At 69.2% G+C, this 20,625-nt stretch carries 20 protein-coding genes; 14 read left to right on the top strand and 6 right to left on the bottom strand.

Translation table 11 applies throughout. The features are described 5' to 3' along the window. Window positions 1-5: 5 nt before the first annotated feature. A complete protein-coding gene (locus tag ACHAA3_RS04090; protein WP_435707672.1) occupies window positions 6-1,652 on the bottom strand; it encodes a phosphoenolpyruvate--protein phosphotransferase in 1,647 nt (548 codons plus the stop codon). A gap of 164 nt (window positions 1,653-1,816) precedes the next feature. Here ACHAA3_RS04090 and ACHAA3_RS04095 point away from each other — a divergent pair, with 164 nt between their 5' ends. From ACHAA3_RS04095 to ACHAA3_RS04105, 3 genes are read left to right on the top strand one after another with little or no spacing between them, the layout of a single operon-like run. Continuing rightward, window positions 1,817-2,584 (top strand): DeoR/GlpR family DNA-binding transcription regulator, encoded by a 768-nt coding sequence (locus tag ACHAA3_RS04095; RefSeq protein WP_435707673.1) that lies wholly within the window; start codon window positions 1,817-1,819, stop codon window positions 2,582-2,584. Then, the gene (locus ACHAA3_RS04100; RefSeq protein ID WP_435707674.1) at window positions 2,581-3,522 is read left to right on the top strand and encodes a 1-phosphofructokinase family hexose kinase; all 942 of its coding nucleotides are present in this window, start codon (window positions 2,581-2,583) and stop codon (window positions 3,520-3,522) included. The genes ACHAA3_RS04095 and ACHAA3_RS04100 overlap by 4 nt, the downstream gene beginning before the upstream one ends. A gap of 5 nt (window positions 3,523-3,527) precedes the next feature. Then, on the top strand, window positions 3,528-3,797 hold the full coding sequence (locus tag ACHAA3_RS04105) for an HPr family phosphocarrier protein (protein ID WP_435707675.1): 270 nt from the start codon (window positions 3,528-3,530) through the stop codon (window positions 3,795-3,797). Window positions 3,798-3,801: 4 nt separating this feature from the next. On the opposite strand, the gene ACHAA3_RS04110 is transcribed toward ACHAA3_RS04105, so the two are convergent. Beyond that, entirely contained in the window at window positions 3,802-4,953 is a 1,152-nt protein-coding gene (locus ACHAA3_RS04110) for a saccharopine dehydrogenase family protein (RefSeq protein ID WP_435707676.1), read from the bottom strand. A 109-nt stretch (window positions 4,954-5,062) separates the two neighbouring features. Here ACHAA3_RS04110 and ACHAA3_RS04115 point away from each other — a divergent pair, with 109 nt between their 5' ends. Beyond that, a complete protein-coding gene (locus ACHAA3_RS04115) occupies window positions 5,063-5,944 on the top strand; it encodes a hypothetical protein (RefSeq protein WP_435707677.1) in 882 nt (293 codons plus the stop codon). A gap of 43 nt (window positions 5,945-5,987) precedes the next feature. Here ACHAA3_RS04115 and clpX read toward each other — a convergent pair whose 3' ends face one another. The 3 genes from clpX to ACHAA3_RS04130 form a co-directional block, all read right to left on the bottom strand. Beyond that, window positions 5,988-7,259 (bottom strand): ATP-dependent Clp protease ATP-binding subunit ClpX, encoded by a 1,272-nt coding sequence (gene clpX, locus ACHAA3_RS04120; RefSeq protein ID WP_435707678.1) that lies wholly within the window; start codon window positions 7,257-7,259, stop codon window positions 5,988-5,990. 148 nt (window positions 7,260-7,407) lie between these two features. Further along, on the bottom strand, window positions 7,408-8,010 hold the full coding sequence (locus ACHAA3_RS04125; protein WP_435707679.1) for an ATP-dependent Clp protease proteolytic subunit: 603 nt from the start codon (window positions 8,008-8,010) through the stop codon (window positions 7,408-7,410). After that, complete coding sequence (locus ACHAA3_RS04130; protein WP_435708210.1) at window positions 8,007-8,585, bottom strand: ATP-dependent Clp protease proteolytic subunit; 579 nt, start codon at window positions 8,583-8,585, stop codon at window positions 8,007-8,009. Before ACHAA3_RS04130 ends, ACHAA3_RS04125 begins: the two co-directional genes overlap by 4 nt. 230 nt (window positions 8,586-8,815) lie before the next feature. On the opposite strand from ACHAA3_RS04130, the gene ACHAA3_RS04135 reads away from it, so the two are divergent. Genes ACHAA3_RS04135 through ACHAA3_RS04150 form a run of 4 tightly spaced genes read left to right on the top strand, consistent with a single transcriptional unit; the run spans window position 8,816 to window position 12,668 of the window. Next, complete coding sequence (locus ACHAA3_RS04135) at window positions 8,816-9,835, top strand: Gfo/Idh/MocA family protein (protein ID WP_435707680.1); 1,020 nt, start codon at window positions 8,816-8,818, stop codon at window positions 9,833-9,835. 23 nt (window positions 9,836-9,858) lie between these two features. Further along, window positions 9,859-10,908 (top strand): ABC transporter permease, encoded by a 1,050-nt coding sequence (locus tag ACHAA3_RS04140; RefSeq protein WP_435707681.1) that lies wholly within the window; start codon window positions 9,859-9,861, stop codon window positions 10,906-10,908. 1 nt (window position 10,909) lies between these two features. Further along, a complete protein-coding gene (locus ACHAA3_RS04145) occupies window positions 10,910-11,674 on the top strand; it encodes an ATP-binding cassette domain-containing protein (protein WP_435707682.1) in 765 nt (254 codons plus the stop codon). A 7-nt stretch (window positions 11,675-11,681) separates the two neighbouring features. Then, window positions 11,682-12,668: a sugar ABC transporter substrate-binding protein gene (locus tag ACHAA3_RS04150; RefSeq protein WP_435707683.1), complete on the top strand. Its 987-nt coding sequence runs from the start codon at window positions 11,682-11,684 to the stop codon at window positions 12,666-12,668. Window positions 12,669-12,728: 60 nt separating this feature from the next. On the opposite strand, the gene ACHAA3_RS04155 is transcribed toward ACHAA3_RS04150, so the two are convergent. After that, window positions 12,729-13,469, bottom strand: a complete 741-nt coding sequence (locus tag ACHAA3_RS04155; RefSeq protein WP_435707684.1) for a GntR family transcriptional regulator — start codon at window positions 13,467-13,469, stop codon at window positions 12,729-12,731. A 131-nt stretch (window positions 13,470-13,600) separates the two neighbouring features. Here ACHAA3_RS04155 and ACHAA3_RS04160 point away from each other — a divergent pair, with 131 nt between their 5' ends. From ACHAA3_RS04160 to ACHAA3_RS04185, 6 genes are read left to right on the top strand one after another with little or no spacing between them, the layout of a single operon-like run. Beyond that, the gene (locus ACHAA3_RS04160) at window positions 13,601-14,476 is read left to right on the top strand and encodes a TIM barrel protein (protein WP_435707685.1); all 876 of its coding nucleotides are present in this window, start codon (window positions 13,601-13,603) and stop codon (window positions 14,474-14,476) included. After that, window positions 14,473-15,432, top strand: coding sequence for a 5-dehydro-2-deoxygluconokinase (gene iolC / locus ACHAA3_RS04165; RefSeq protein WP_435707686.1), 960 nt, complete (start codon window positions 14,473-14,475; stop codon window positions 15,430-15,432). The genes ACHAA3_RS04160 and iolC overlap by 4 nt, the downstream gene beginning before the upstream one ends. Beyond that, complete coding sequence (locus ACHAA3_RS04170) at window positions 15,429-16,328, top strand: Cgl0159 family (beta/alpha)8-fold protein (protein WP_435707687.1); 900 nt, start codon at window positions 15,429-15,431, stop codon at window positions 16,326-16,328. The genes iolC and ACHAA3_RS04170 overlap by 4 nt, the downstream gene beginning before the upstream one ends. Then, on the top strand, window positions 16,325-17,194 hold the full coding sequence (gene iolB, locus ACHAA3_RS04175; RefSeq protein WP_435707688.1) for a 5-deoxy-glucuronate isomerase: 870 nt from the start codon (window positions 16,325-16,327) through the stop codon (window positions 17,192-17,194). The genes ACHAA3_RS04170 and iolB overlap by 4 nt, the downstream gene beginning before the upstream one ends. Next, the gene (gene iolD / locus ACHAA3_RS04180; protein ID WP_435707689.1) at window positions 17,191-19,131 is read left to right on the top strand and encodes a 3D-(3,5/4)-trihydroxycyclohexane-1,2-dione acylhydrolase (decyclizing); all 1,941 of its coding nucleotides are present in this window, start codon (window positions 17,191-17,193) and stop codon (window positions 19,129-19,131) included. The genes iolB and iolD overlap by 4 nt, the downstream gene beginning before the upstream one ends. Beyond that, window positions 19,128-20,624: a CoA-acylating methylmalonate-semialdehyde dehydrogenase gene (locus ACHAA3_RS04185; RefSeq protein ID WP_435707690.1), complete on the top strand. Its 1,497-nt coding sequence runs from the start codon at window positions 19,128-19,130 to the stop codon at window positions 20,622-20,624. Before iolD ends, ACHAA3_RS04185 begins: the two co-directional genes overlap by 4 nt. The last annotated feature ends 1 nt before the right edge of the window (window position 20,625 follow it).

A 20,625-nucleotide genomic window follows, 5' to 3' on the forward strand; every position in this document is an offset into this window, starting at 1 on the left:
CGAGATCAGGACAGGGCGGCGCGGGCAGCCTCTCGACCCTCCGCCGGCCCCGAGGCGGACAGCGCCCCGGCCGCGGCCTCGCGGCACTGCTGGAGCGTCGCCGCGCCGATCGTGGCGCCGACCAGCGGCGCCGCCGTGGCTGCCGCCGACAACGAGGTGACGCCCAGTCCCACGAGGACGCACGCCAGCTGCGGGTCCGCCGCCGCCTCCCCGCAGACACCCACGGGCTTGCCCGCGGCGATGCCGGCGTCGGCAACCGTCCGGATCAGGGCGAGCAACGCCGGCTGCCAGGGATCGGTGAGCCGCGCCAACGACGGGGCCATCCGGTCGGCGGCGAAGGCGTACTGGCTCAGGTCGTTGGTGCCGATCGAGACGAAGTCGACGTGGCGCAGGATGCGATCGGCCAGCAGCGCAGCGCTCGGGATCTCGATCATCACCCCCGGCACCAGGCCACGGTCGCGGACCTTGGCCCCGAACCATGCGGCCTCGTCCTCGGTGGCGACCATGGGCGCCATGACCCAGACCGGTCCGGCTGCTGTACCGGCAGCCTGGGCGATGGCGTCGAGCTGCCGGTCCATCAGACCCTCGTCGCGCCAGCCGAGCCGCATGCCCCGAACACCCAACGCGGGGTTCGGCTCGTTCGTGATGGTGGCGAAGCTGACCGGCTTGTCCGAGCCGGCGTCGAGCGTGCGGATGACCACCTTGCGGCCCCACATCGCCTCGAACACCTCCCCGTAGATGCTCGCCTGCTCCGACACGGTGGGCTCGACGTCCCGGTCGAGGAAGCACAGCTCGGTGCGGAACAGGCCCACTCCCTGCACCTGGGTGCCGGCGGCGCGGCGCGCACCGGCGCCGTCCTGGACGTTGGCCAGGACGTCGACTCCGTGGCCGTCACGGGTGCGACCGGGCGAGCGCCAGGCAGCAGCGGCCTCGCCGGCGGCGGTTGCCGCCTCGAGGCGGGTCGCGACGAGATCTGCTGCGGGATCCAGGACGACCTCGCCGAGTGCGCCGTCGACGAGCACATACGTGCCCACCGCAACGTCGCCGAGCCCCACCGTTCCGACTACACAGGGGATGCCGAGCTGCCGGGCGATGATCGACGTGTGACTGGTGGGCCCACCCAACGAGGTGGCGATAGCGACGACCGTGGCGGGGTCGAGCCCGGCGGTGTCGGCCGGGGCGAGGTCGTCGGCGCACAGCACCGAGGGCACGTCTGCCGTCGGGATGCCGGGCTCCGACTGCCCGATCAGCTCGGCGATGATCCTGTCCTGCACGTCCCGCAGATCCGTGACCCGTTCAGCCATCAACCCGCCGGCAGCGGCGAACATCGCGCTCAGCTCGTCGATGGCAGCCACCGTCGAGGCGCACAGCCCGGTGCCGTCACCCAGGTGCTTGGTCACCAGTGCGACCAGGCCGCGGTCGCGGGCCAGCGTTGCCGTGGCCATCAGCACCTCCGAGGCGGCGCCGCTGGCGTGATTCGCCCGTGAGGCGAGACGATCGGCCACGGCAGTGGCGGCAGCGGTGAACAGCACGGCCCCCTCGTCAGGCTGTACCGGCTGCTCGTCGGCCGGCACCGTGGGTCGCGGTATCGGCCGCACCACCGGTCCGGCACCAATTCCGGGGACCACACCGTTGCCGAGCAGGACCGTCATCTCTGTTCATCCTCCTGGAAGGCCCGTTCATGGCCGAATATGTGACTGAACTCACGCATATCCTTGACTTTACTCCGATCGGGCACGTAAAACTACGGGTAAGAGGTTGAAAACCACACAATCTCACTTATTCGGTCGTCAGACCGTCTGCCCGAGGGGGGCACGTGTACGCACCTGAACGTCAACAACTTCTGGCTGAGCGCCTACAGGTCGACGGACGCCTCGTGGTCGTCGACCTGGCCCGCGAGCTCGACGTGTCCAGCGAGACCATTCGGCGCGATCTGGCCGCTCTCGAGCGCGACGGCCTGGCCAAGCGGGTCCATGGCGGCGCCGTGTCTACCCGGGCCCTGCGCATCCTCGAGCCGGGTCTGACCCAACGCACCTCGACCAACACCGACCTGAAGGCGCGCATCGCCAGGGCCGCTGCCGACCTGTTGCCACCCGAGGGCGGTAGCATCGCCCTGGACGCCGGCACGACCATCAGCCACCTGGTCGACGAGATCCCCCTCGACCACCCGCTGACAGCGATCACCCACGCGATCCCGATCGCCGCCAAGCTCACAGCCATCCCGTCGGTGAACCTGCACATCCTCGGGGGGCGCGTGCGCGGCGTGACGGCCGCCGCCGTGGGGCAGAGCATGATCGACGCGGTCAACGAGATGCATGTCGACGTCTGCTTCCTCGCGACGAACGCCGCAGGACCCGAGTCCGGTCTCAGCACGCCCGACGGCGAGGAAGCTGCGGCGAAACGGGCCCTGGTGCGCTGTGCGACCACTGTCGTCGCTGTGTTCGACTCCTCCAAGCTGGCCGAGCGCCACGTCTTCACCTTCGCGACGTACGACGACCTCGACATCGTGGTGACCGACGACGGCATCTCGGCGGAAGACATCGCGGCCCTCGAGGCGCACCACGTGAAGGTCGTCATCGCATGATCGTGACCCTCACGCCCAATCCCAGCATCGATCGCACGATCACCCTGTCGGAGCCGCTGGCCCGCGGCGAGGTGCTGCGGTCGATCTCGACCCACGACGATGCGGGCGGCAAGGGCGTCAACGTGGCGCAGGTGGTGAGGCAGGCGGGACAGCTGGCTGTCGCCGTGCTGCCCGGCGACCATGACGATCCCCTGCTGGTCCGACTCCGCGAGCTGCGGCTCACCCATCGAGCCGTCCCCACCGGCCTGGCGTCCCGGATCAATCTGACCCTCGCCGAGCCCGACGGTGTGACCACCAAGGTGAATGCCCCGGGTTCGGCGCTCGACCCCGCACACCTGGACGCGCTCATCAACGAGGTCGCACGCGAGACCCCCGGCGCCCGCTGGGCGGTCCTGTCCGGCTCCCTGCCCCCCGGTGTCCCTTCTCACTGGTACGCCGATGTCATTGCCCGCGTGGCGGGGGACGGACTCTCGATCGCCCTGGACACCTCGGGCGAACCGTTGCGCGAGGCCGTGCGCCGACAGCCGCACCGCATCGACCTGATCAAGCCCAACGAGACCGAGCTCGCCGACCTCGTCGGGGTCGACGCGTCGACCCTCACGACCGTCGATGCCGTGGTTGCCGCGGCGATGCCGCTGATCGATGCCGGGATCGGCGCCGTCCTGGTCACTCTCGGACCAGCGGGCGCCGTTCTGGTGTCCGGTGAGGGCTCATGGCACGCCGATGCTCCCAGCGTCGAGGCGCGGAGCACCGTCGGTGCAGGCGACTCCGCACTGGCGGGCTACCTGCTGGGCGCTCTCGACGGCCTGGATGCGGCCAAGCGGCTCAGCCTCGCCGTCGCCTACGGCAGTGCCGCAGCGGCGCTCCCCGGTTCGACCATGCCCCGACCCGCAGATCTACCTCCCCTGCCCGATGTGCACCACTGGAACGAAGGATGAACACCATGACCAGCAAGACCATCACCGTCGGATCAGCGGTCGGCCTGCACGCCCGACCAGCCGCCCTCATCTCGCAGGCGGCCTCGGCCGCCACCACACCCGCGACGCTGTCGAAGTCCGGCGGCACCCCCATCGATGCCGGCTCGGCGCTGCTGATCATGACGCTGGGCGCCAAGCAGGGCGATTCCATCACGGTGGAGAGCGCCGACGCCGACCTCGTGGACCAGATCGCTGATCTGGTCGGCCAGGACCTCGACGCAGAGCAGACTGCCTGACCAGCTAGATGGTGCGGAAGGTGATGCCTGCGGCCTGCAGCCGGCCGATCAGGGCGTCGCCCATGGCCACCGCAGTCGTGGTCTGCCCTGAGACCTCGGGCAGCTCATCGAAGGCGAGGCAGAGCGCTGACTCGCTGAGCATCTTGGCGGTCTCGGTGTAGCCCGGATCGCCGCCGCTGACCTGCGTGATGACGGACTGGCCGCCGCCGGTGCCGATGAGGCGCAACGAGAACCACGACTTCTCACGCCTGGCCTCGTCAGGGCCGTCGCCCTGGGTCTTCAGCTTGAGCAGCAGGGCACGGGTGGGCGCCAGCTGCGCACCGGCCAGCATCACGCCGCCGCCGACCAGGGTGGCCGCCAGAACCGGCAGCCTGGTGAACTGCGCGAAGTGCTGATAGCTGAACTCGGGGCCGTAGCGCTCGAGTGCGCGTGCCGAGCGCAGCACGATCTGCGGATCGATGGTCGGCAGCGGCAGCCCCCATCCCTTGCCGGCGGCACCGCGACCGATCGTGCCGCCGCCGCGAATCGTGCGACCCTCGGGCCGCGTCTCGCGCTGCTTGCGCTCGGCTGCGATCTTGCCGGCACCGCGGATACCGGCAAACGCCCCGATGGCGGAGTGATACGTGCCGCCCGACGCCGTGCCGCCAGCACGGATGTAGCCACTGACGGACAGGGGCACTCCCTCAGGCAGCTGGCGCACCGTGAAGAGCACGCCGAGGTCGTACGGGATGGAGTCGAACCCGCACGCGTGGATGAGGCGGGCGCCGGACTGCTGCGCGACATCGTGGTACTTCAGCCACATGCGGTCCACGAACTCCGGCTCACCGGTCAGGTCGATGTAGGCGATCCCGGCCTCGGCTGCGGCCTTGACGGCGGCCTCGCCGTGCTGCAGGTAGGGCCCCACCGTGGTGGCGAGCACGCGGGTGCTTCCAGCCAGCGCCGACATCGAGCTGGCGTTGGTGCTGTCCGCCGAGATGATCTCGGGCCGCACACCGCCGAGTGCCTCGACACGATCAGCCACCGTCTCCAGCTTGGCCTGGTTGCGACCTGCGATGGCCCAGGTGGCGCCGTCGGGCAGGTGCGTGGCCAGGTAGTCGGCCGTCAGGCCGCCGGTGAAGCCGGTGGCGCCGAGCAGAGCGATGTCGACAGAAGTCATGCAAGCCAACCTAGACGCCGACCCGATGGGGTCCGAACTTGCCATGAAGACGAGCACGCCTACCGTGGGACGTGACCGAGCACGACACTCCCCCTCCCGAAAGGTGACCATGACGTCGTCCACGGACCGTTCCCATCTCACGACCGATCTGCACAAGGCTGACTTCGGCACGATCTACGACCAAGACGATCCGCGGGCGTACTACTCGACCCTGGCGGAGTTCGACTACCAGATTCCTCAGCACGGAGCCGACATCTTCGACCAGCTGTTGCGCGTCGCCAGCCCTCCCCAGGCTGACAGGCCCACCGTGCTCGACGTGTGCTGCTCGTACGGGATCGTCACCTCGCTGATGACCACCGATCTGTCGATGGACGACCTGACCGCTCACTACCGCGCAGCGCAGCGCGAATCGTTGTCCACCGACGAGCTCATCGCAGCCGACCGTGGCCTGCTGCGCGATCACCGCCGCCACGACGCGGTCGAGACCATCGGCATCGACATCGCCGAGCACGCCGTGCAGTACGCCGTCGAGGTCGGTGCCCTCGACCACGGAGCGGCGGAGAATCTCGAGACCGACGAGCCTTCGCCGCAACTCGCCGAGCTGCTGTCCGGGGTCGACCTCATCACCACCACCGGTGGCATCGGGTACGTCACCGGCAAGACCTTCGAACGACTGCTGCGCCACGCTCCGCCCACCGTGACCGTCGCATCGCTGTGCCTGCGCACGTACGACTACGCCGCCGTGCAGAACACCCTGGCTGCCCACGGACTCGTGACCGAGCTCGCGGAGGGGACGGTACGCCAGCGGCGCTTCGTCAGCGACGACGAGCAGGCATGGGCGATCGAGTCAGTGCGCGACCACGGCCACGACCCGACGGGCCGAGAGGACGACGGGTACTACCACGCTGAGCTGTTCGTCTCGCGCCCCGAGGACCGGGTCAGCGCCGCACCGCTGCGCGACCTGATCACTCTGCCGTCACCGGTGACCTGATCACTTGCCCTCACCAGTGACCTGATCATCCTGTCCGCACGGGTCAGGAGGCCTTCTTGGCCACGTCCTTGTGCGTGAGGATGGTCGGCAGCTGGTGGTCGGTGACCGTCTCGGCCGTGACGACGACTTTGGCCACGTCGTCGCGGCTGGGCACCTCGTACATGACCGGTTCGAGGACGGCCTCGATGATCGAGCGCAGACCACGCGCACCCGTGCCGCGTGCCAGGGCGAGATCGGCCATGGCCTCGGCGGCACCCGGGCCGAACTCGAGCTGGACGTCGTCGATCTCGAACAACCGCTCGTACTGCTTGGTCAGCGCGTTGCGGGGCTCGGTCAGGATGGCCACCAAGGCCTCCTGATCGAGGTTGTCGACCGCGGCCACGACAGGCAGACGGCCGATAAACTCGGGGATGAGGCCGAACTTGAGCAGGTCCTCGGGCAGCACCTTGGAGTACATCTTCTCGGGAGCAGCGACATCTGCGGGTGCCGGAGCCGCCCCGAACCCGAGACTCACCTTGCCGCTGCGCTGCTCGATGATCTGGTCGAGGCCCGCGAAGGCCCCACCGACGATGAACAGCACGTTGGTGGTGTCGATCTGGATGAACTCCTGGTGCGGGTGCTTGCGTCCGCCCTGCGGGGGCACCGAGGCGGTGGTGCCCTCGAGGATCTTCAGCAACGCCTGCTGCACGCCCTCGCCCGACACGTCCCGGGTGATGGAAGGGTTCTCGCTCTTGCGCGAGATCTTGTCGACCTCGTCGATGTAGATGATGCCCGTCTCGGCCTTCTTGACGTCGTAGTCCGCGGCCTGGATCAGCTTGAGTAGGATGTTCTCGACATCCTCGCCGACATAACCGGCCTCGGTCAGGGCGGTGGCGTCCGCGATCGCGAAGGGGACGTTCAGCATGCGCGCCAAGGTCTGGGCCAAGTAGGTCTTGCCGCAACCGGTGGGGCCGACCAGCAAGATGTTGGACTTGGCCAGCTCGACCTGGTCGTCCTTGCCACGACCGGCGGCACTCTGGGCCTGCACGCGCTTGTAGTGGTTGTAGACCGCGACCGCCAGTGACTTCTTGGCGTTGTCCTGGCCGACGACGTAGCCGTTGAGGAAGTCGAAGATCTCGTGCGGCTTGGGCAGCTCGCCGAGGCTGAGCTCGACGCCTTCGGCCAGCTCTTCCTCGATGATCTCGTTGCACAGCTCGATGCACTCATCGCAGATGTAGATGCTGCTCGGACCCGCGATCAGCTTCTTGACCTGTTTTTGACTCTTGCCGCAGAAGGAACACTTCAGCAGATCGGCAGTCTCACCAATGCGTGCCACGTGGATGTTCCTCTCGTCGGTACTGAATTCTTGGGTACAGCTTCTTGGGTGCAACACCCGTCGGGTACTGCGCGGGTTCGGAAGACTTCACACTAACCGCCCGGGCGCGCTCACGCGCCTGCATGAGCCGCGCTCGGGGGGCGTGTCGTCAGACTGCGGGGGTCTTGAGGGTGTCGAGGACCTCGTCGACGATCCCGTACTCCAGCGCCTGCTGGGCGGTGAGGATCTTGTCGCGATCGACGTCCTTGCTGACCTCTTCGATGGACTTGCCTGTGGCCTCGGCCAGCATCTTCTCCATCAGCTCACGCATGCGGAAGATCTCGTTGGCCTGGATCTCCAGGTCGGAGATCTGACCGCCGGTGCCCTCGGTGTACGGCTGGTGGATCAGGATGCGGCTGTTGGGCAGCGCCAGACGCTTGCCCGGGGTACCCGCGGCCAGCAGGATCGCAGCGGCCGAGGCCGCCTGACCCAGGCACAACGTCTGCACGTCGGGCTTGAGGTAACGGATCGTGTCGTAGATGGCGGTCAACGCCGTGAACGAGCCGCCGGGGCTGTTGATGTAGATGCTGATGTCGCGGTCGGGGTCCATGGCCTGCAGGCTCATGAGCTGCGCCATGACCGCGTTGGCGACGTCGTCGCTGATCGGGGTGCCCAGCATGATGATGCGGTCCTCGAACAGCTTGGTGTAGGGGTCGATGCGCCGGAAGCCGTACGACGTGCGCTCTTCCCACTGCGGCATGTAATAACTCATGACTTGACCTCTCCAGCGCTTGCGACGACGTGGTCGATCAGGCCGTACTCCTTGGCCTGCTCGGGTGTGAACCAGCGGTCGCGGTCCGAGTCGATCTCGATCTGATCGACCGTCTGGCCACTGTGGTGCGACTGCAGCGCGTTGAGCTGCTTCTTGAGCAGGACGCTCTGCTCTGCCTGGATCTTGATGTCCGAGGCCGATCCGCCGATACCACCCGAGGGCTGGTGCATCATGATCCGCGCATGGGGCAGGGCGTACCGCTTGCCGGCCGTGCCGGCCGCGAGCAGGAACTGGCCCATGGATGCGGCGAGGCCCATGCCGAAGGTGGCGACGTCGTTGCTGATGAACTGCATGGTGTCGTAGATCGCCATGCCCGAGTCGACCGAACCGCCCGGGCTGTTGATGTACAAGAAGATGTCGGCCTGCGGGTTCTCCGCGTTCAGCAGCAGCATCTGTGCGCAGATCGCGTTGGAGTTCGAGTCGCGAACCTCCGACCCGAGAAACACGATGCGCTCACGCAGGAGTCGCTGGTAGATGTGCCCGTCGAGGTCGGACGGTCCGGCGTCGCCGGCCATGTCCTGGATGTCTGGTGTGTTCACGTTCTCGACCCTAGACGGCGAGTCCGACGAACACACGTAAACCACGCCCTGTTCGCCACGGGCGTAGCGACGAGACCGCCGGTCACGTCCGGCGCGAGGGGCCGGGAGCGGCTTCGGCGTGCAGTCCTATTTGTAGGTATGTCTTGACATGGATGTGAACCGTGTCACATGATGCAGGTCAGAGAAAATGTCGTGAGAGGACACAGATGAAGATCGCCGTCATCGGCACGGGACGCATCGGGATGATGCACGCCCGCAACCTGGCTCGAACCGATCAGGTCGATACGGTCCTGCTGCATGATGAGGCAGCTGGGGCCGCGCACGCCGCTGCTGAACGGCTCGGCGACGGGTACCTGGCGTGCTCCTCGCTCGAGGAGACTTTCGAGTCCAGCGACGGCGTCGTCATCGCCACCCCCACCGCCACTCATCCACAGATCGTGCGGGCAGCCGTCGCAGCGGGCGTACCTGCGCTCTGCGAGAAGCCCATCGCCTCGGACCTGGCCACGATGACCGAACTGGTCGAGCACGTCGAGGCCCACGCGGGCACCGTCCTCGTCGGATTCCAGCGCCGCTTCGATCCGGAGCTGGCCGAGCTCAAGCGACGTATCGAGGGCGGGGAGATGGGCGACATCCTGGTCGTCCGGACCACCGGATGCGACGCGACGCCCCCTGACCCCTCCTACGTGCCCACGTCGGGCGGCATCTTCCGAGATCTGCTGATCCACGATCTCGACGCGGTGCCGTGGCTGGTGGATCAGCGCGTCGTCGAGGTCAGCGCCCAGGGATCGGTGCTCATCGACCAGATGTTCGCCGACGCCGACGACGTGGACGTGGCCACCGTCACACTGACGTTCGACAGCGGCGCGATCGCACAGCTGTCCGGCACCCGCCTCAACCCGATCGGGTACGACCACCGCATCGAGGTGCTCGGTTCGCGCGACTCCCTTGCCGTCGGGCTGTCCGATCCCCGCCACACCCCTCTGGCCTTCTTGGGCCCTGAGGGCCGCACCGTCGCACCCGAGCCGTTCAGCGGATTTCCCACCCGTTTCGCTGCGGCGTACGCCGCTGAGATGGCTGCGTTTTGTGATGTCATCGCGGGCCGAAGGGCAAACCCGTCGCCGGTGCGTGACAGTCTCATCAGTCTCGAGCTGGCCGAGGCCTGCGAGCAGAGCCGCCGAAGCGGTGCCCCCATCCACATCGCCGAGCCCAGCACCACGTCTCGCTGAACACGACAAGACAGGTACCGCACATGACCACGACTGCAGATCCCCCCTCAGCCTCCCCACCCGCTGGACCACGCAGCGGAGCCAGCCGCAGGGTCAAGCTCTCCCTGTCCCTCGTTCGGCTCGGCCCGCTGTTGATGCTCGGCGCCATCGTCGTCATCATGACGGCGGCCAGCCCGGTGTTCCTGACCAGCCGCAACCTCGGCAACGTCGGACTCGAGGCATCTGTCGTGGCGATCCTGGCGCTGGGCCAGCTGATGGTCATCATCACGGCAGGGATCGACCTGTCGCTCGGCTCGCTGATCGCGTTGACGAGCATCACCGGTGCGCTGTGGATCCGCGACTTCGACATCGTCTCGGGCTGGTTGATGATCCCGACGATGATCCTCACCGGCGGGCTCGCCGGGGCGATCAGCGGCACGTTGTTCGTGAAGGGGAAGATCCCCCACCCGTTCCTTCCGACGCTCGCGATGTATCTCGCGGCCCGGGGCGTCGCGTTGCTCATCTCGGGAGGCACCCCCATCACGGGCATGCCCGCCAGCGTCCGCAATCTCGGCTCGGCCCGCATCGGCGACCTGCCGATCGCAGTGCTGCTCGTGGTCGCCCTCGGCCTGCTGGTGCATCTGCTGCTGAGCCGCATCACCTGGGGCCAGTGGATCTACGCCATCGGGAGCAACCGCGAGGGCGCCCGCCGGGTCGGCATCCCCGTCGACCGGGTCCTGATCTCGGTCTACGTGCTCAGCGGCATGTCAGCCGGCGTCGCCGCCATCGTCGTCTCCGGTCAGACCAACTCGGCCTACCCCACGGCCGGCCTGAACCTCGAGCTCTACGCGATCGCCGCCGTCATCATCGGTGGCGCCAGCTTCTTCGGCGGACGTGGCACGGTGATCGGGGCGCTCGTGGGCGCTCTGATCCTCGGAGTCATCCGCAACGGCCTCAACCTGCTGGGCGTCGACACCGCCTGGCAGCTCGTGGCCCTCGGCGTCGTGGTGGTCCTGGCCGTCGAGCTCGACGTGCTGCGCGGCCACCTCGAGACCAAGCTCCGCACCATCCGCACCGACGAGAAGGAGGCCTGAGATGACCGACGTCCCCGTCCTCGAGGTCCAGGGAGCGGTCAAGCGCTTCGGCGCCGTGACGGCGCTCAACGGTGTCGACCTCAAGCTGCACCGACGCGAGGTGGTCGGTCTGCTCGGCGACAACGGCGCTGGCAAGTCGACCCTCATCAAGTCGATCACCGGGGTGCACCCGCTCGACGGCGGTCAGCTGCTGATCGACGGCAAGCCCGTGGCCATCCGCACGCCCACCGAGGCTCGCGAGCACGGTATCGAGGCCGTCTACCAGGACCTCGCACTGTTCGACAACCTCGACATCGTCACCAACCTGTACATCGGCAACGAGCTGACCAAGCCCCGCGGCCTGCGCGGGTTCGGCTGGCTCGACCGCAAGGCCATGCGCAAGGACGCCGAGGAGCGCCTCGACAAGCTGCAGGTGCACCTGCCCAGCTGGAACAGCTCGATCGGCCTCATGTCCGGCGGACAGCGCCAGGCCATCGCCGTGGCCCGCGCGGTCGCGTTCGCGAACCGCGTGCTGATCCTCGACGAGCCCACCGCGGCCCTCGGGCTGCGCGAGACGAAGAACGTGCTCGACGCCGTCCGTCGCCTCCCCGAGGAGCACGACATCTCGGTCATCTTGATCTCGCACAACATGGACCACGTGGTCAAGGTGTGCGATCACGCCGTCGTCATGCGCCAGGGGCGCGTGGTCGGCACCTCCAAGCCGACGGTCGACACGATGCAGGACATCGTGGGCATGATCGTCGGCGCCCAACCCGAAGGAAAGTGAATCCCCCATGACCAACTCTCGCTCCCGACTGCTGGGCCTCGGCACAGCCGTCGCAGCCCTGTCGATGGTGCTCAGCGCCTGCGGCTCCGACTCCGACTCCGGGGGCGACGGCGGCTCTGCCGACGGCGCCCGCGTGGCCGTGGTTCTCAAGACCCTGACCTCGCCCTACTGGCTGCAGGTCAAGGGTGGTGCCGAGGCCGCCGGTGAGGAGACCGGCGCCGACGTCACCCTGGCCGGCGCCACGCAGGAGACTGCGGTGCAGGAGCAGATCGACAAGGTTCGCACCGCCATCACCCAGCAGGTCGATGCCCTCGTGGTCGCACCGACCCAGGCCGAGCAGCTGCAGCCGATCCTCGAGGAGGCCGTGGCCGCCGACATCCCCGTGCTGCTGGTCGACACCAACATCGACGGCTGGGACGGCGCCCTGACCTTCATCGGCACCGATAACCTCAGCGCCGGCCAGCAGGCCGGAGAATTCATCACCAGCCAGACCGACAGCGGCGAGGCGCTGCTGATCAGCGGCGTGCCCGGCAACCCGTCGACCGACGACCGTGTCACCGGCGCCCAGGAGGTCCTCGAGGCCGCCGGCATCGAGGTCGTGGCAAGCCTGTCGGGCAACTCCGACCGCGCCGAGGGACGTTCGGTGACTGCTGACGCCCTGCAGGCCAACCCGGACATCCGCATCATCTTCGCCGCGAACGACGACATGGCGCTCGGCGCGACCGAGGCCGTCAAGTCCGCAGGCCTCGACCCCGCCGAGTTCACCATCGTCGGCGTCGACGGCACGGGCGACGCCGTTGCCTCGATCGAGGCCGGCGAGCTCACCGCCACCGTCGCGCAGAACGCGTTCACGATGGGCGAGACGGGCGTGCTCGAGGCGCTCAAGGTCCTGGACGGCGAGACCATCGAGGAGCGCATCGACACCGGCGTGACCCTCGTGACCGCCGACAACGCGGCCGACTTCGCCGAGCAGCTGGCCGACCAGGAGGGCTGATCCTCCCCAGCTCCACACGATCGGTGGCGGTCATCCCTCGGGGTGGCCGCCACCGCCGTATCAGCGGTCCACGAGGGTGACCTCGAACGCGTACAGGTCGGGGCGGTAGGCGTGCGAACCGTGCTCGATCGCCACGCCAGCGTCGTTGAACGCCGTGCGCGACATGGTCAGTAGGGGCGCCCCCTTGCGCTGGGCGAGCAGCCGGCCCTCGGCCTGGTCGGCAGGTCGCGCCCCGATCCGTTGGTGCGCGACGCGCAGGTGGATGCCGAGTCGGCGCAGCTCGCCGTACAGGCCCACCCGGGTGAAGTCGATCGACGACAGGTCCACCATGGCGGCCGGCAGGTGGTTGGTCATGATCGCGAGCGGCTGCTCCTTGACCCAGCGCAGCCGGCGCAGGCACCAGACCTCGTCGCCCGCGGCGATCTGCAGGGCAGCGGCGACGTCCTCGTCGGCGGGGCCGCGGGCGAGGCCGAGCACGTCGGTGTGCTGCTGCTCGCCGGCGCGGGCCAGGTCGTCGTACAGGCTGGTCAGCTCGACCGATCGACGGATCTCGCTGCGCACGACCTGGGTGCCCACGCCGCGCTTGCGCACGAGCATGCCCTTGTCGACGAGGGTCTGGATCGCTTGGCGCATGGTGGGCCGCGACAGTCCGAGCTCGGTCGCGAAGGCGACCTCGTTGTCGATCTTCTGGCCCGGCGACAGGCGGCCGTCGGAGATCGCCCGCTCGATCTGCTCGGCCACCTGGAAGTACAGGGGTACGGGGCTGGACCGGTCGACGGAGATCTGCAGGGACTCTGACACGGCGACAGCCTAGCCGCGAATCATGTTCCTACGTCAATATGTCAAGACAAAGTATTGACAGCACGGAGCCACACGACGGAGACTGGACACGGGGCCGATCGTGTCCCGCTTCGTGCCAGAAAGGACCCATCGTGCTCACTGATCGCATCGCAGGTGCACCAATCTCGTGGGGCGTCAGCGAGACGCCCGGCTGGGGACACCAGCTGCCCGCCGACCGCGTCCTCGCCGACATGCGCGACCTCGGCCTGGCGGCCACCGAGTTCGGGCCTGACGGATTCCTGCCCGACGACCCGGCCGAGAAGGCGGCGGCCCTCACCGGGTACGGCCTGCGCTCGGTGGGCGGCTTCCTGCCGGTGCTGCTGCACGACGCTGGGCGCGACCCGCTGCACGACGTCGATCGCTTCATCGACGCCCTCATCGCAGCCGAAGCCTCCGTGCTCGTGCTCGCCGCCTACAGCGGGGTCGACGGCTACGACGACCGGCCCGTGCTGGACGAGGCCCAGTGGGACACCCTGCTGGGCAACCTCGACCGACTCAGCGACCACGCGGCCTCCCGCGGCGTGACGGCCGCGATCCACCCGCACGTCGGCACCATGGTGCAGACAGCCGACGAGGTCGACCGGGTGCTCACGGGCTCGCACGTCGGCCTGTGCGTCGACACCGGCCACCTCATGGTGGGGGGCGCCGATCCCGTCGCGATCGTGCAGCAGCACACGGACCGAATCGTCCACATGCACCTCAAGGACGTCGACGCCCAGATGGCCGTCCGGGTCCGCGACGGCGAGCTTGCCTTCGGCGACGCCGTGGCCGACGGCCTGTTCCAGCCCCTCGGCGACGGCGACGTCGCGATCGAGCGCATGATCTCCACGCTCGAGGAGTCGGGCTACACCGGGTGGTACGTGCTCGAGCAGGACCTGCGCATGGCGCAGGCCCCGGTCGACGACGGCCCCCGCGAGAACGTGCGCCGCAGCCTCGAGTTCCTGCTGGCCATCCGGGTCGGCGCATGAGCGGTCCCCCCGACGCGTTCGACGTGATCACGATGGGTCGCGTCAGCGTCGATGTGTACCCCGAGCAGATCGGCGTCGGCCTGCCCGACGTCACGTCGTTCGGCAAGTTCCTCGGTGGCAGCTCGACGAACGTGGCAGTGGCAGCCTCGCGGCTCGGTCACCGCGCCGCGACCATCACCCGCACCGGCGACGACCCGTTCGGCACCTTCATCCACCGCTCGCTGCAGGGATTCGGCGTCGACGATCGATGGGTCACCCCGGTCGCCGGGCTGCAGACACCCGTCGTGTTCTGCGAGATCTTCCCGCCCGATGACTTCCCGCTGTACTTCTACCGGGGCCCGAAGGCGCCCGACCTGCATCTCGACCCCGATGACCTCGACTACGACGCCATCCGGGCCGCCGAGGTCTTCTGGGTCACCGTGACCGGTCTGTCGCAGGAGCCCAGCCGCGAGGCCCACCTGGCCGCGCTGGAGGCCCGCGGCGGCCGGACCACCGTGCTCGACCTCGACTACCGCCCCATGTTCTGGGACTCCCCCGCCGACGCCACCGCCCAGATCGAGCGGGCCCTGCCTCACGTGACCGTCGCCGTCGGCAACCGGGAGGAGTGCCGCGTCGCGATCGGCGAGTCCGAGCCGGAAGCGGCGGCCAAGGCCCTGCGCGACGCGGGCGTCGAGCTCGCGATCGTCAAGCAGGGACCTGAGGGTGTGCTCGGGGTCCGCGGCGAGGAGTCCGTGGTGGTCCCGCCCGTGCCGGTCGACGTCGTCAACGGCCTCGGTGCCGGCGATGCGTTCGGCGGGGCACTCGTGCACGGCCTCCTCACCGGGGCGCCGCTGGACAGCATGCTCCGCGCCGCCAACGCCGCCGGGTCCTTCGTCGCCGGACAGCTCGCCTGCGCCGACGCCATGCCCACACTCGCCGAGCTCACCGACCACCTGCAGAAGGGTCAGACCCGATGACGGTCGTCGACACCAACGCACTGCGCCGCATCGTCGAGATCCGCAGCACCCGACCCGGGCACGTCGCCGAGCTGCTCGCGCAGCGCAGCCGTCCCGACACTCTCGTCGGTGCCACGGGCCGCCTCATGCTGATCGCCACCGACCACCCCGCCCGCGGCGCGCTCCGCGCCGGCTCGGACGCCCTCGCGATGGGCGACCGCGCGGCCCTGCTCGACCGCATCGTGCGCGCCCTGGCCCGCCCCGGCGTCGACGGGTTCCTCGGCACCGCCGACCTCGTCGAGGACCTGGTCATGCTGGGTGCGCTGGAGGACAAGGTCGTCATCGGCTCGATGAACCGGGGCGGCCTCGCCGGCACCCGCTTCGAGATCGACGACCGCTTCACCGGTTACGACGCCGACACCATCGCGGCGACCGGGCTGCAGGGCGGCAAGATGCTGTTCCGCATCGACCCGGAGGACCCGGCCACGGTGCAGACGATGCAGTCCTGCGCCCACGCCGTCGGCGACCTGGCCCAGCACGGCCTGATGGCCATGGTCGAACCCTTCATCTCCGGTCGCAGCACCGATCATGGAGGCGACGGGCGGGTGCGCAACGACCTGTCGACCGAGGCCGTCGTGCGCTCGGCCACCGTCGCCGCGGGTCTCGCACCCACCTCGGCCCACACGTGGCTCAAGCTGCCCGTGATCGAGGACATGGAGGCCGTCCTCTCGGCGACCACACTCCCGGTGCTGCTGCTGGGTGGCGAGGTGGGGCCCGACCAGGGCGCCCAGTTCGCCGCCTGGTCCAAGGCGCTGTCCAGTCCCATGGTGCGCGGCATGGTGGTCGGCCGCTCGCTGCTGTTCCCGCCCGACGGAAATGTCGAGGCGGCCGTCGACGCCACCGTGGAGATGATGTGAGCTCACACCTGGTCCGGGCCGGCGAGTCGTCCACCGACTCGTACACCCTGCAGATCACGCCCGAGAGCGCCGGCTGGCAGTACTGCGGCCTGCGTGTCGCGACTCTGTCCCCCGGCGGATCGGTGACGTTCTGCCTCGAGGACTCCGAGGCGGTCGTGCTGTCGCTGTCCGGCGGCGCGCAGGTCGCGTGCGACGGGCGGACGTTCACCCTCGCCGGCCGCCGTGACGTGTTCAGCGGGCCGAGCGACCAGGTGTACGTGCCGCGCGGCGCCGAGGCGACCCTCACGAGCATCGACGGTGGCCGCTTTGCCATCGCATCGGCCCGCTGCGAGGCCGTGCTGCCCGCGCGCCACATGGAGGCCTCCGAGATCCCGGTCGAGCTGCGTGGCGCGGGACAGGCCAGCCGCCAGGTCAACAACTTCGGCGTCCCCGGCGTGCTCGACGCCGACCGGCTCATCGCCTGCGAGGTCCTCACCCCCGGCGGCAACTGGTCCTCGTACCCGCCGCACAAGCACGACGAGGAACGCGATGGCGAGACCGAGCTCGAGGAGATCTACTACTTCGAGGTCGCCCCCGGACCCACTGGTCCGGGCATCGCCTACCAGCGCGTCTACGGACACGAGTCCGCCGAGATCGACGTGCTCGAGGAGATCCGCGACGGCGACGCCATCACGATTCCGCACGGCTGGCACGGCCCCTCGATGGCCGTACCCGGCTACGACCTGTACTACCTCAACGTGATGGCCGGCCCCGGCTCCGAGCGCGCCTGGCTCATCTGCGACGACCCCGCCCACGCGTGGATCCGCGACACCTGGGCCGAGCAGCCCGTCGACTCACGCCTGCCCTTTTCTGGAGGACGCCCATGAGCACCACCCGCCTGACCGTCGCCCAGGCGACCATCCGCTTCCTCGAGGCCCAGCACGTCGAGCGCGACGGCGAGCGGCACCCGTTCTTCGCCGGCTGCTGGGGCATCTTCGGTCACGGCAACGTCGCCGGCCTCGGCGAAGCGCTGCTCGAGCGCGAGGTGCTGCGCAACGAGGGCGGGCCCACCGACCACGAGCCGCTGCGGTACTTCCAGGGCCGCAACGAGCAAGCCATGGTTCACGCCGCCGTCGCGTACGCCCGGCACCGCGACCGCATGCGGGCCTTTGCCGTCACCGCCTCGGTCGGCCCGGGCGCCACCAACATGGTCACAGGCGCCGCTCTGGCCACCATCAACCGTCTGCCGGTCCTGCTCCTGCCCGGCGACACCTTCGCCACCCGCGTCGCCAACCCGGTGCTGCAAGAGCTCGAGGACCCCGCCAACGGCGATCTGTCGGTCAACGACGTGTTTCGACCCGTCTCGCGCTACTTCGACCGCATCGAACGCCCTGAGCAGCTGCCGTCCGCGCTGCTGCGCGCCGTGCGCGTGCTCACCGACCCCGTCGAGACCGGCGCCGTGACGCTCGCGATGCCGCAGGACGTCCAGGCCGAGGCCCACGACTGGCCCGACGAGCTGTTCGCCACTCGCACCTGGCACGTGGCCCGCCCGCTGCCTGAGCCCGACGCGCTCTCGCGCGTCGTCGCAGCGATCCGCCGGGCCGAACGACCCCTCATCGTCTCCGGCGGCGGCACGATCTACGCCGGTGCCGATCGCGCCCTGCGCGCCCTCGCCGAGGCCACGGGCCTCCCCGTGGCCGAGACCCAGGCCGGCAAGGGATCGCTGCCGTTCGACCACCCGCGGTCGGTCGGCGCCATCGGGTCCACCGGGACGACCGCAGCGAACGCGCTGGCGGCCGAGGCAGACCTCGTGATCGGCGTCGGTACCCGGTACAGCGACTTCACCACGGCGTCGCGCACCGTCTTCGCCCACCCCGACGTGCAATTCGTGAACCTCAACGTCGCCGCGTTCGACGCCCACAAGCTTTCCGCGATTCCCCTCGTGGCCGACGCGCTACGCGGCCTCGAGGCCCTCACCGAACAGCTGGCGGGCTGGACCACCGACGCTGACCACACCGCGCGGGCCACCCAGCTTGCCGCGGAGTGGGACGCCATCGTCACCTCGGCCTACCAGCGCGACGAGCGTCCCCTACCCGCGCAGTCGCAGGTGCTGGGGGTCGTCAACGAGCTCTCGGCACCGGCCGACGTCGTGGTGTGCGCCGCCGGCTCGATGCCCGGCGACCTGCACAAGCTGTGGCGCACGCGCGACCGCAAGGGTTACCACGTCGAGTACGGATTCAGCTGCATGGGCTACGAGATCGCCGGCGGCCTCGGCGTGGCCATGGCAGCGGACGACGCCGGCGAGGACCGCGACGTCTTCGTCATGGTCGGGGACGGCTCCTACCTGATGATGAACACCGAGCTGGTCACGGCCGTGCAGGAGGACCGCAAGATCATCGTGGTGCTCGTGCAGAACCACGGGTTCGCCTCGATCGGTGCGCTGTCGGAGTCACTGGGCTCACAGCGGTTCGGCACGCGGTACCGCGCCCGCACCGGCTCCGGGCTCGACGGCGACATCCTGCCCGTCGACCTCGCCGCCAACGCCGCGAGCCTCGGCGCCGACGTGATCGTGGCACGCGACATCGACGAGTTCCGAGACGCCATCATCCGGGCCCAGGCCGCCACACGCACCACCGTCGTCCACGTCGAGACCGACCCCATGATCCCCGCCCCCGACTCGCCCGCCTGGTGGGACGTCCCGGTCTCGGAGGTCTCCGGACTGGAGTCCACCCAGCAGGCCCGGATCGTCTACGACCGGCACAAGCAGCACCAGCGTCCGCACCTGGCGACCCCTGCGCCCACCCCCGAGGAGAACGACCGATGAGCAGCTACCAGCACTGGATCGACGGCGCCCACACCGCCGGATCGGGCACCCGAACCGCGGACGTCTTCGACCCCGCCACCGGGCAGGCCTCCGGGCAGCTTCTGCTCGCCGAGCCCGCCGACGTCGACACCGCCGTGTCGGCCGCGTCGCGTGCGTTCGAGACGTGGGGCCAGAGCTCGGTCACCACCCGCGCACGGATCATGTTCGCGTTCCGCGAGCTGCTCGTGCAGCACGAGGACGAGCTGGCGGCGGTCATCTCGGCCGAGCACGGCAAGACCATCGACGACGCCCGCGGCGAGGTCGTGCGCGGCCGCGAGGTCGTGGAGTTCGCGTGCGGCATCCCGCAGATGCTCAAGGGCGAGTACAGCGACCAGGTCTCGGGCGGGATCGACTCGTTCTCGTTCCGGCAGCCGCTCGGCGTCGTCGCCGGCATCACGCCGTTCAACTTCCCCATCATGGTCCCGCTGTGGATGCATCCGATCGCGATCGCGACCGGCAACACCTTCGTGCTCAAGCCGTCCGAACGAGTCCCGGGCGCGTCCGACCTCGTGGCCCGCCTGTACCAGCAGGCCGGCCTGCCCGACGGCGTCTTCAACGTCGTCCACGGTGACAAGGTCGCGGTCGACGCGATCCTCGACCATCCCGACATCGCCGCCGTGTCCTTCGTCGGCTCGACGCCGATCGCCCAGCACGTGCACGAGGGCGCCAGCCGCACCGGCAAGCGCGTGCAGGCCCTCGGCGGCGCCAAGAACCACGCCGTCGTGATGCCCGACGCCGACCTCGACTACGCGGCCGACCACATCGTCGCGGCCGGGTACGGATCGGCCGGACAGCGCTGCATGGCCATCTCGGCCGTGGTCGCCGTCGGCCCCGCCGCCGACACCCTGGTCGACAAGATCCGCGAGCGCACGCGCGCCGTGCACGTCGGCGTGGGCACCGACCCCGACACCGAGATGGGCCCCGTGGTCACGCGTGCCGCACGCGACCGCGTGGTCGACCACATCGGCCAGGGTGAGACCGCAGGCGCGACGGTCGTCGTCGACGGCCGCGACCTGGTCGTCGACGGGCACGAGGAGGGGTTCTTCGTCGGGCCCACACTCCTCGACCACGTCACCACCGACATGAACGTCTACACCGAAGAGATCTTCGGCCCCCTGCTCGCCGTGCTGCGCGTCGACGACCTCACCCAGGCGCTCGACCTCATCAACGCCAACCCCTATGGCAACGGCACCGCGGTGTTCACGTCGTCGGGCGAGATCGCGCGCACGTTCCAGCGCGCCGTGCAGGTCGGCATGATCGGCATCAACGTGCCGGTGCCCGTGCCCATGGCGTTCCACTCCTTCGGCGGCTGGAAGAACTCGCTGTTCGGCGACCACCACATCCACGGTCCCGAAGGCATCCGCTTCTACACGCAGGGCAAGGTCGTGACGACCCGCTGGCCCCACGTGGACGAGGAGTCCCTCGCCCAGCTCAACTTCCCGACGGCCAAGTGAG

Origin of the sequence: Aeromicrobium sp. CF3.5 (assembly GCF_051262695.1) — a bacterium.
Classification (GTDB): Bacteria; Actinomycetota; Actinomycetes; order Propionibacteriales; family Nocardioidaceae; genus Aeromicrobium.

Coding starts and splice junctions, on each gene's coding strand:
- ACHAA3_RS04090 (WP_435707672.1), bottom strand. CDS start 1,652: ATGACGGTCCTGCTCGGCAACGGTGTGGTCCCCGGAATTGGTGCCGGA.
- ACHAA3_RS04100 (WP_435707674.1), top strand. CDS start 2,581: ATGATCGTGACCCTCACGCCCAATCCCAGCATCGATCGCACGATCACC.
- ACHAA3_RS04105 (WP_435707675.1), top strand. CDS start 3,528: ATGACCAGCAAGACCATCACCGTCGGATCAGCGGTCGGCCTGCACGCC.
- ACHAA3_RS04110 (WP_435707676.1), bottom strand. CDS start 4,953: ATGACTTCTGTCGACATCGCTCTGCTCGGCGCCACCGGCTTCACCGGC.
- ACHAA3_RS04115 (WP_435707677.1), top strand. CDS start 5,063: ATGACGTCGTCCACGGACCGTTCCCATCTCACGACCGATCTGCACAAG.
- ACHAA3_RS04125 (WP_435707679.1), bottom strand. CDS start 8,010: ATGAGTTATTACATGCCGCAGTGGGAAGAGCGCACGTCGTACGGCTTC.
- ACHAA3_RS04130 (WP_435708210.1), bottom strand. CDS start 8,585: ATGGCCGGCGACGCCGGACCGTCCGACCTCGACGGGCACATCTACCAG.
- ACHAA3_RS04135 (WP_435707680.1), top strand. CDS start 8,816: ATGAAGATCGCCGTCATCGGCACGGGACGCATCGGGATGATGCACGCC.
- ACHAA3_RS04140 (WP_435707681.1), top strand. CDS start 9,859: ATGACCACGACTGCAGATCCCCCCTCAGCCTCCCCACCCGCTGGACCA.
- ACHAA3_RS04145 (WP_435707682.1), top strand. CDS start 10,910: ATGACCGACGTCCCCGTCCTCGAGGTCCAGGGAGCGGTCAAGCGCTTC.
- ACHAA3_RS04150 (WP_435707683.1), top strand. CDS start 11,682: ATGACCAACTCTCGCTCCCGACTGCTGGGCCTCGGCACAGCCGTCGCA.
- iolC (WP_435707686.1), top strand. CDS start 14,473: ATGAGCGGTCCCCCCGACGCGTTCGACGTGATCACGATGGGTCGCGTC.
- ACHAA3_RS04170 (WP_435707687.1), top strand. CDS start 15,429: ATGACGGTCGTCGACACCAACGCACTGCGCCGCATCGTCGAGATCCGC.
- iolD (WP_435707689.1), top strand. CDS start 17,191: ATGAGCACCACCCGCCTGACCGTCGCCCAGGCGACCATCCGCTTCCTC.
- ACHAA3_RS04185 (WP_435707690.1), top strand. CDS start 19,128: ATGAGCAGCTACCAGCACTGGATCGACGGCGCCCACACCGCCGGATCG.